The organism is Bradyrhizobium sp. (assembly GCF_016462955.1).
Classification (GTDB): Bacteria; Pseudomonadota; Alphaproteobacteria; order Rhizobiales; family Xanthobacteraceae; genus Bradyrhizobium.
Genome location: NZ_JAEMSD010000294.1, coordinates 673 through 8,632 on the forward strand (window position 1 = coordinate 673; position 7,960 = coordinate 8,632).

The 7,960-nt window shown below is 65.9% G+C and carries 7 protein-coding genes and 1 pseudogene; 7 read left to right on the forward strand and 1 reads right to left on the reverse strand.

The window, feature by feature from the left end; all coding sequences use genetic code 11:
* The 5 genes and pseudogenes from JHD07_RS25265 to JHD07_RS25285 form a co-directional block, all read left to right on the forward strand.
* A pseudogene (locus JHD07_RS25265) lies at nucleotides 1–157 on the forward strand (nucleoside deaminase); the annotation flags it as partial.
* Between the two features lie 168 nt (nucleotides 158–325).
* Entirely contained in the window at nucleotides 326–1,897 is a 1,572-nt protein-coding gene (locus JHD07_RS25270) for an ABC transporter ATP-binding protein (protein ID WP_291626982.1), read from the forward strand.
* Nucleotides 1,881–2,972 (forward strand): ABC transporter permease, encoded by a 1,092-nt coding sequence (locus tag JHD07_RS25275; RefSeq protein WP_291626984.1) that lies wholly within the window; start codon nucleotides 1,881–1,883, stop codon nucleotides 2,970–2,972. Before JHD07_RS25270 ends, JHD07_RS25275 begins: the two co-directional genes overlap by 17 nt.
* The gene (locus JHD07_RS25280) at nucleotides 2,959–3,876 is read left to right on the forward strand and encodes an ABC transporter permease (protein WP_291626987.1); all 918 of its coding nucleotides are present in this window, start codon (nucleotides 2,959–2,961) and stop codon (nucleotides 3,874–3,876) included. Before JHD07_RS25275 ends, JHD07_RS25280 begins: the two co-directional genes overlap by 14 nt.
* A 73-nt stretch (nucleotides 3,877–3,949) precedes the next feature.
* Nucleotides 3,950–5,026 (forward strand): BMP family ABC transporter substrate-binding protein, encoded by a 1,077-nt coding sequence (locus JHD07_RS25285; protein WP_291626989.1) that lies wholly within the window; start codon nucleotides 3,950–3,952, stop codon nucleotides 5,024–5,026.
* 110 nt (nucleotides 5,027–5,136) lie between these two features.
* Here JHD07_RS25285 and JHD07_RS25290 read toward each other — a convergent pair whose 3' ends face one another.
* A complete protein-coding gene (locus JHD07_RS25290) occupies nucleotides 5,137–6,486 on the reverse strand; it encodes an 8-oxoguanine deaminase (RefSeq protein WP_291626990.1) in 1,350 nt (449 codons plus the stop codon).
* A gap of 150 nt (nucleotides 6,487–6,636) precedes the next feature.
* Between JHD07_RS25290 and JHD07_RS25295 the strand changes: the two genes are divergently transcribed.
* Together JHD07_RS25295 and JHD07_RS25300 are read left to right on the forward strand one after the other, a co-directional pair.
* Entirely contained in the window at nucleotides 6,637–7,461 is an 825-nt protein-coding gene (locus JHD07_RS25295; protein WP_291626992.1) for an FAD binding domain-containing protein, read from the forward strand.
* Nucleotides 7,458–7,960, forward strand: a 503-nt coding sequence (locus tag JHD07_RS25300; protein WP_291626994.1) for a (2Fe-2S)-binding protein, incomplete at its 3' end; no start/stop codon positions are given. The genes JHD07_RS25295 and JHD07_RS25300, both read left to right, overlap by 4 nt.

Consider the following 7,960-nt stretch of genomic DNA (forward strand, 5'->3'; position numbering starts at 1 on the left):
TCGCCTGCGCGGCGTCACCGGCAACCATCCGGAGAACCCGACCCTCGACCTGCCGTGCCGCGAGGTCTTTGCCACCGGCCAGCGACCGACGGAGGTGGTCGGACCGTTGCTGGAAGACGAAGCCGAGGCGCTGCACCAAGGTGTCTGGATCAAGTAGCGGAGCCTGCTGCCCTCGCTGATCGTTCTACGAGGGGCGCCACGGACGTCCGCCGGTGGTCTCCAATCTGCCGATGTATTGGGCAAGCAATGCGGCTTTTCACATCTTACGCCGCGGTCCAAACTGGCCCATCATTGAGGCACTTCACCCATGCAAACGCACCGGCGAATGTTGGAATCGACACCTCACGGCCCGAATTCCGGCGAGTCTCCGCTGCTGCGGACGACAGGGCTCACCAAACGATACGGCGATTTTCTCGCCAACGATTCCATCGACATCGATATCTGGCCCGGCGAGATCCACGCCCTGCTCGGCGAGAACGGCGCCGGCAAGTCGACGCTGGTCAAGGCCATTTACGGGCTGATCCAGCCCAGCGCGGGCGAGATCCGCTGGCAGGGCGAACGGATCGTGCTGTCCGGTCCGTCCGAGGCGCGCAGTCGCGGCATCGGCATGGTGTTCCAGCATTTCTCGCTGTTCGACAATCTGACCGTCGCCGAGAACGTCGCGCTCGGCCTCGATGGAAAGGAATCCTTCAAGGACATGTTCGCCCGGCTGGAGCAGGTGTCGAAGGCCTACGGTTTGCCGCTCGATCCTAGGCGCGAAGTCTGGCAATTGTCCGTCGGCGAGCGCCAGCGCATCGAGATCGTCCGCGCCTTGATGCAGGATCCGAAATTCCTGATCCTGGACGAGCCCACCGCCGTGCTGACGCCGCAGGAGGCCGACCAGCTCTTCATCGTGCTGCAGCGGCTCAAGGCCGAGGGCCGCGCCATCCTCTACATCAGCCACAAGCTGGAGGAGGTGAAGCGGCTCTGCGACACCGCGACCATCCTGCGCGGCGGCAGGAAGGTCGAGACCTGCGCCCTTCGGCTCGAGACCGCCGCCTCGCTCGCGCGGATGATGGTCGGCGGAGAGATCAAGGCGGTGAAGGCCGCATCCGGCCGCAAGACCACCGCGCTGCGGCTCGTGGTCAACGATCTTTCGCTTGCCCCCGCCGAGAGCCATGGCGTGCGGCTCCAGCACATCTCGTTCGAGCTGAGGGGCGGCGAGATCCTCGGCATCGCCGGCGTCGCCGGCAACGGCCAGGATGAATTGTTTGCCGCCCTCTCCGGCGAGCGGCTGTCCCATGCTCCCCGCACTGTGGTGATCGAAGGCATCGCCGCTGGCCGCCTCTCGATCTCGCAGCGGCGCAAGCTGGGCGCGGCGTTCGTGCCCGAGGAACGGCTCGGCCACGGCACCGTGCCGCGCATGAAGCTGTCCGAGAACGCGCTACTGACCGGACATGCCGCCAGCGGCATGGTCCGCCGTGGCTTCATCGACACCGCAGCCACGCTGAAGGCGGTCGACCGCGCGACCGAGACGTTCGACGTCCGCAAGGCCAAGCGCGATCCGGAAGCAGCTTCCCTGTCCGGCGGCAATCTGCAGAAGTTCATCGTCGGACGCGAGATCCTGCGCAATCCGGCCGTGCTGGTGGTGAGCCAGCCGACCTGGGGCGTCGATGCCGGCGCTGCCGCCGTGATCCGTCAGGCGCTGCTTGATCTGGCAAGCGCAGGGGCCGCGGTGCTTGTCACCAGCCAGGATCTCGACGAGCTCGCCGAGATCGCCGATCGTATCGCGGTGATGTTCCACGGCAGGTTGTCGGCTCCGCTCGCAGCAAGCGAGGCGACCCGCGAGAGGCTGGGGCTTCTGATGGGCGGCAGCAGCCCGGAGTCGACGGAGGTCGTGCATGCAGCTGGTGCTTGAGAGGCGTGCCGAACGCTCAGGCACGATCGCGCTGGCGTCTCCACTAATCGCGGTCGGCCTCACGCTCGTGACCATGATCATCCTGTTTGCGATCCTGGGCAAGAATCCGCTGCTCGCGTTGCATGCCTATTTCATCGCGCCGCTCACCGACGGCTACTCGCTGCAGGAGATCGCGGTGAAGGCAACGCCGCTGGTGATGATCGCGATCGGGCTGTCGCTCTGCTATCTCGCCAATGCCTGGAACATCGGCGCCGAGGGACAATTCCTGATCGGTGCCGTCGCAGGCAGCTGGATCGCCCTGAAGACGCAAGGCACTGACGCCGGCGCCTGGGTGCTGCCGGCCATGCTCGTGCTCGCCGCCGCTGCTGGCGCGCTCTATGCGCTGATCCCCGCGATCTGCAGGGTGAAGTTCGGCGCCAGCGAGATCCTGACCAGCCTGATGCTGGTCTATGTCGCCGAGCTCTTCCTCGACTATCTCGTGCGCGGGCCCTGGCGCGACCCGCAGGGCTTCAATTTTCCGACCACGGCGGAGTTCGATCCGGTGGCGACGGTGCCGCTGCTGATCGAGGGCGGCCGGCTGCACCTCGGCTCTGCCATCGCCCTGCTCGTCGTCGGGGGCGCGGCGATCCTGCTCGGGCGCACCATCAAGGGTTTTGGCATCCGCGTGGTCGGCGCGGCACCGCGCGCCGCGCGCTTCGGCGGCTTCAACGCCAACCAGCTGATCATCCTGACCTTCGCCGTCTCCGGCGCGTTGGCCGGACTTGCCGGTATCATCGAGGTCGCAGGTCCCGTCGGGCATCTCCAGCCGGGCATCTCACCCGGCTACGGCTTTACCGCAATCATCGTCGCCTTCCTCGGCCGGCTCAATCCGCTTGGAATCCTCGTTGCGGGCCTTTTCCTGGCATTGACCTTCATCGGCGGCGAGCAGGCGCAGATCGCGATGAAGATTCCGTTGGACGTCACCAAGGTGTTCCAGGGCATTCTGCTGTTCTACGTGCTCGCCTGCGATTCCCTCATCCTGTACCGTTTCAAGCTGGTGCTCCCCAGCCGACAGGTGGCCCGTGGAGCTGGTTGAAGCCATCATCCTGGCGGTGCTCGCCGCGTCGACGCCGCTGCTGATTGCGGCGGCCGGCGAGCTCGTGACCGAGCGTTCCGGGGTGCTCAATCTCGGCGTCGAGGGCATGATGATCGTCGGCGCCGCCTGCGGTTTTGCCGGGGCGTGGCTGACCGGGTCCACCTTCATCGGCGCGCTGTTCGGCATCGTCGCGGGCACACTGATGTCGCTCATCTTCGCACTGATGGCGCTCGGGCTCGCCGTCAACCAGGTCGCAACGGGTCTTGCTCTGACCATCCTCGGCATCGGGCTGTCAGGCCTGATCGGCGCCGGCTTCGTCGGCGAGCGCATCACGCCGGCCATGCACCTCCATATTCCCGGCCTGACCGACATTCCGTTGATTGGGCGCGTTCTGTTCGGCGAGGACGGGTTCGTCTATGTCTCGGTTGCGCTGATCGTCGGCGTCTGGTGGTTCCTGGGCCGCACGCGGGCGGGATTGATCCTGCGCGCGTGTGGCGACAATCACGTCTCCGCGCATGCGCTCGGCTATCCCGTCCTGCGCATCCGCACCTTCGCCGTGATGTTCGGCGGTGCCTGCGCGGGACTTGCGGGCGCCTACCTCCCGCTCGCCTACACGCCGTTCTTCATTCCCGGCATGACCGCCGGCCGCGGCTGGATCGCCTTGGCGCTGGTGGTGTTCTCGTCCTGGCGGCCGGGCCGGCTCGTGATCGGCGCCTATCTCTTCGGCGCCGTGACGATCCTGCAGCTGCACGCGCAAGGCTGGGGCGTCGGCATTCCCTCGCAGTTCATGTCGGCGCTGCCTTATCTCGCGACCGTCCTTGTCCTCGTCCTGCTCTCCCGCGCGCGCACCGGCGGCTCGACCGCGCCGGCCGCGCTCGGCACGGTGTTCGTGCCTGATCGCTGAATTACTCTCCGCAGCGTGCGCGATGGGGCGTGTGTTGCGGATCATGGCTTGCCCCTGATGTTGGAGATTGATGATGCGGAAATCACTTCTTGCCCTGACTGCGGGGCTCCTGCTGGCCGGCAGCCTCAGTGCTGCCTCCGCCGCCGACAAGCTGAAGGTCGGCTTCATCTATGTGGGTCCGATCGGCGACCTCGGCTGGACCTATCAGCACGACCTCGGTCGTCAGGCGCTGGTGAAGGAGCTTGGCGACAAGATCGAGACCACCTACCTCGAGAACGTGCCCGAAGGCCCCGACGCCGAACGCGCCATCGAGCAACTCGCCCGCGCGGGCAACAAGCTGATCTTCACCACCTCGTTCGGCTACATGGACTCGACGCTGAAGGTCGCCAAGAAATATCCGAACGTGCATTTCGAGCACGCCACCGGGTACAAGCGCAACCCGAACATGTCGACCTATTCGGCCAAATGGTATCAGGGCCGCTACATTCAAGGCCTGATCGCGGCCAGGATGTCGAAGTCGGGCGTGCTCGGCTACATCGGCTCCTTCCCGATTCCGGAGGTCGTCTCCGGCATCAACGCGACGATGCTGGCGGCCCAGACCATCAACCCGAACATCAAGGTCAAGATCATCTGGGCCAACACGTGGTTCGACCCGGGCAAGGAGGCCGACGCCGCCAAGGCGCTGATCGACCAGGGCGCCGACGTCATCATGCAGCATACGGATTCACCCGCCGCGATGCAGATCGCCAGCGAGCGCGGCAAGCTCGCCTTCGGCCAGGATTCCGAGATGATCAAGTTCGGGCCCAAGACCCAGCTCACCTCGATCATCGACACCTGGGGCCCCTACTACATCGAGCGCGTCAAGGCCGAGCTCGCCGGCACCTGGAAGTCCGAGGACACCTGGGGCGGTCTCGACAGCCACATGTTCGTGATGGCGCCCTACACCAACATGCCTGACGATGTGAAAAAAATGGCGGAGGATGCCCAGGCGGCGATCACCGCCGGCAAGCTGCATCCGTTCAAATGCCCGATCGTTGGGCAGGACGGCAAGCCGGTCGAGTGCAAGGGCGGCGATCATCTGGACGACAGCCAGATCCTCGGCATGAATTTCTACGTGAAAGGCATCGACGACAAGCTTCCGGGCAAGTAGCACGCTTCTTGCATTGCCTCATTCACCTGCTCCTCCCGGAGGAGGTTCGGAGGGGGTGGTCAGAAGCACCCGGCACTTGTGGCTGCCCCCTCTTTCAATTCCCGACCCGATTATCCCGCCCGCATGGCGCGCGCCGCGGAACCGTGGCGGCGAATGAGGCCTTTCACATCGAGGCCCGGGATCGCACCATCGATCACCACCCATTTTCCGGCCACCATCACCCGGTCGGCGCGATGCGCCCCGCACAGCACCAGGGCAGCCAGCGGATCACCGTGACCGGAGAAGCGCAACTCGTCGAGCCTGAACAGCGCAAGGTCGGCCGCCTTGCCGACGGCTATCTCGCCGAGTTCCGGCCGGCCGATACAGGCCGCTGAGCCCATGGTGGCCCAGCGCAACGCATCCTTGTGACTGACCTTCGTCACCCCGTAGCGCGCCCGCTGCAGCAGGAACGCCGCGCGCACCTCCTGCATCAGGTTGGACCCGTCGTTGGAGGCCGAGCCGTCGACACCGATGCCGATCCCGACGCCGGCCTCCTCCATATCGCACACCGGGCAACAGCCGGACGCCAGCAGCTGGTTGCTGCAGGCGCAATGGCTGATGGCCGTCTTCGCCTTGGCGAGGCGCTTGATCTCATCGACGTTGAAAAATATCCCGTGGGCGAGCCAGGTCCGCGCATTGAGCCAGCCGCATTGCTCGAGATAGTCGAGCGGGCGGCAGCCGAACATCTGCTCGCAGAACCTGTTCTCGTCCTCGGTCTCGGCGAGATGGGTGTGCAGGCGCACGTCGAGCTCGTCGGCGAGATCAGCGGTCGCGCGCATCAGCGACGTCGTCACCGAGAACGGCGAGCACGGTGCGAGCGCGATCTGCACCATCGCATCCGCACCGCGCTGGTGATGCTTGGCGACGACGTGCGCGCTGTCGGCGAGAATGGTGTCCTCGTCCTGCACCACGCTGTCAGGCGGCAGTCCGCCGTCGCGCTGCGACAGGTTCATCGAGCCACGCGTGAGCAATACGCGCACGCCCAGGCGCTTCGCCACCGCCACCTCGATATCGACGGCGTCCTCGAGCCCCGCCGGGAAGACGTAATGGTGATCGGTGGTGGTGGTGCAGCCGGAGAGCAGCAGCTCGGACATCGCCACGGTGGCGCCGAGTTCGAGCGCCTCGGGCGTCAGCCTCGCCCACACCGGATAGAGCGCCTGAAGCCAGGGGAATAGCTCCCGGTCCATCGCGGCCGGCAGTGCCCGCGTCAGCGTCTGGTAGAAATGATGATGGGTGTTGATCAGACCCGGCAGCACGACGTGCTCGCTCGCATCGAATATCGCAAGATCCGCGGTTGCGGGCACAGCGCCGGCCGGCACGAGCTCGACGATCCGGCCGTCCCTCACCACGAGGCCGCGCTCGGCACCATCGGCAAGGATGGCCAGCGGATCCCTGATCCAGACGGCCTTGGCATCGCTCATGGTCCTGCTTCTCCACACACCGAATGACGACCAGCCTGCAAGGGGGACGTCAGCCCGGACACGATATTGCTACGACTTGTTTGTTGCGGCTTGGCTCCGGTCTTGCAAGACTCGTCTGCACGATTCACCGGCGGAAGCGTTGGCGCAGCCATGGATTTGAATACCATCACAGCAGTCGCCCATCCGCAAACGCGCGCGCAATTGCCTGCCTGGACGGCAGGTGATGCCTGGCTCGGCGGCGGCACCTGGCTGTTCTCGGAGCCGCAGGCGCATCTGACGCGGCTGATCGATCTCACCGATCTGAGATGGCCGGCGTTGACGATCACCGAGAGCCATCTCTCGATCGCCGCCACCTGCACCGTCGCAGAGCTCGACGGGCTGGTCTGCCCGTCCGATTGGCTCGCGGCGCCGCTGATCAACCAGTGCTGCCGGGCCTTTCTTGCCTCGTTCAAGATCTGGAAGACGGCGACCGTCGGCGGCAATCTCTGCATGTCGCTGCCGGCAGGACCGATGATCTCGCTCACCTCCGCGCTCGACGGGGTCTGCACCATCTGGAAAGCCGGCGGCGACGAGCAGACGATCCCGGTCGTCGACTTCGTCACGGGCGACCAGCGCAATCGCCTCGAGCCGGGCGACTTGCTTCGCCAGATCGATATTCCCCTGGCCGCGTTGAAACGCCGCGCCGCGTTTCGCCAGATCTCGCTGACACCGGTCGGCCGCTCGGCGGCGCTCCTGATCGGCAGCCTCGATGCCGACGGCGGGCTGACGCTGACGGTCACCGCATCGACGGTGCGGCCGATCCAGCTGTCCTTTCGCGGTGCGCCCGACGCGATCGCGCTGCGCGAGGCGATCGCACGGCAAATCACGGACGACCTGTACCACACCGACATCCACGGCCATCCGCTTTGGCGCAAGCACATGACGCAGCGGCTTGCCGAGGAGATTCGCAGCGAGTTGCTTGGAGCAATGCCGTGAGCTTCGAGATCGACGGCAGGACGTTTGCGCAGGAGCCACGCGCCGGTCAGTGCTTGCGCACGTTCCTGCGCGAACTCGGCCATTTCGGCGTGAAAAAGGGCTGCGATGCCGGCGACTGCGGGGCCTGCACCGTCTTGCTCGACGGCGAACCCGTGCACAGCTGCCTGATCCCGGCCTTCCGCGCCGAGGGCCGCACGGTGACGACGATCGAAGGACTTGGCGGGGACCACGGCATCCATCCGATGCAGCGGGCCTTCCTCGACGCGCAGGGCTTTCAATGCGGCTTCTGCACCGCCGGCATGATCCTGACCTGCGCCGCGCTGAACCAGGCCCAGCGCACCGATCTTAGCGCCGCGCTGAAGGGCAATATCTGTCGCTGCACCGACTACCGTTCGATCGAGGATGCGATCCTCGGCAAGTCCAATGTCGAGGCCAATGTCGAGCCCGGCGCCGCCTTCGGCCGCAGCCTGCCGGCACCCGCAGGTCCCGACATCGTGCG

Excerpts from the sequence above, each read along its gene's own strand:
- JHD07_RS25270 (WP_291626982.1), top strand. The coding sequence starts at position 326 with ATGTTGGAATCGACACCTCACGGCCCGAATTCCGGCGAGTCTCCGCTG.
- JHD07_RS25295 (WP_291626992.1), top strand. The coding sequence starts at position 6,637 with ATGGATTTGAATACCATCACAGCAGTCGCCCATCCGCAAACGCGCGCG.
- JHD07_RS25275 (WP_291626984.1), top strand. The coding sequence starts at position 1,881 with ATGCAGCTGGTGCTTGAGAGGCGTGCCGAACGCTCAGGCACGATCGCG.
- JHD07_RS25285 (WP_291626989.1), top strand. The coding sequence starts at position 3,950 with ATGCGGAAATCACTTCTTGCCCTGACTGCGGGGCTCCTGCTGGCCGGC.
- JHD07_RS25290 (WP_291626990.1), bottom strand. The coding sequence starts at position 6,486 with ATGAGCGATGCCAAGGCCGTCTGGATCAGGGATCCGCTGGCCATCCTT.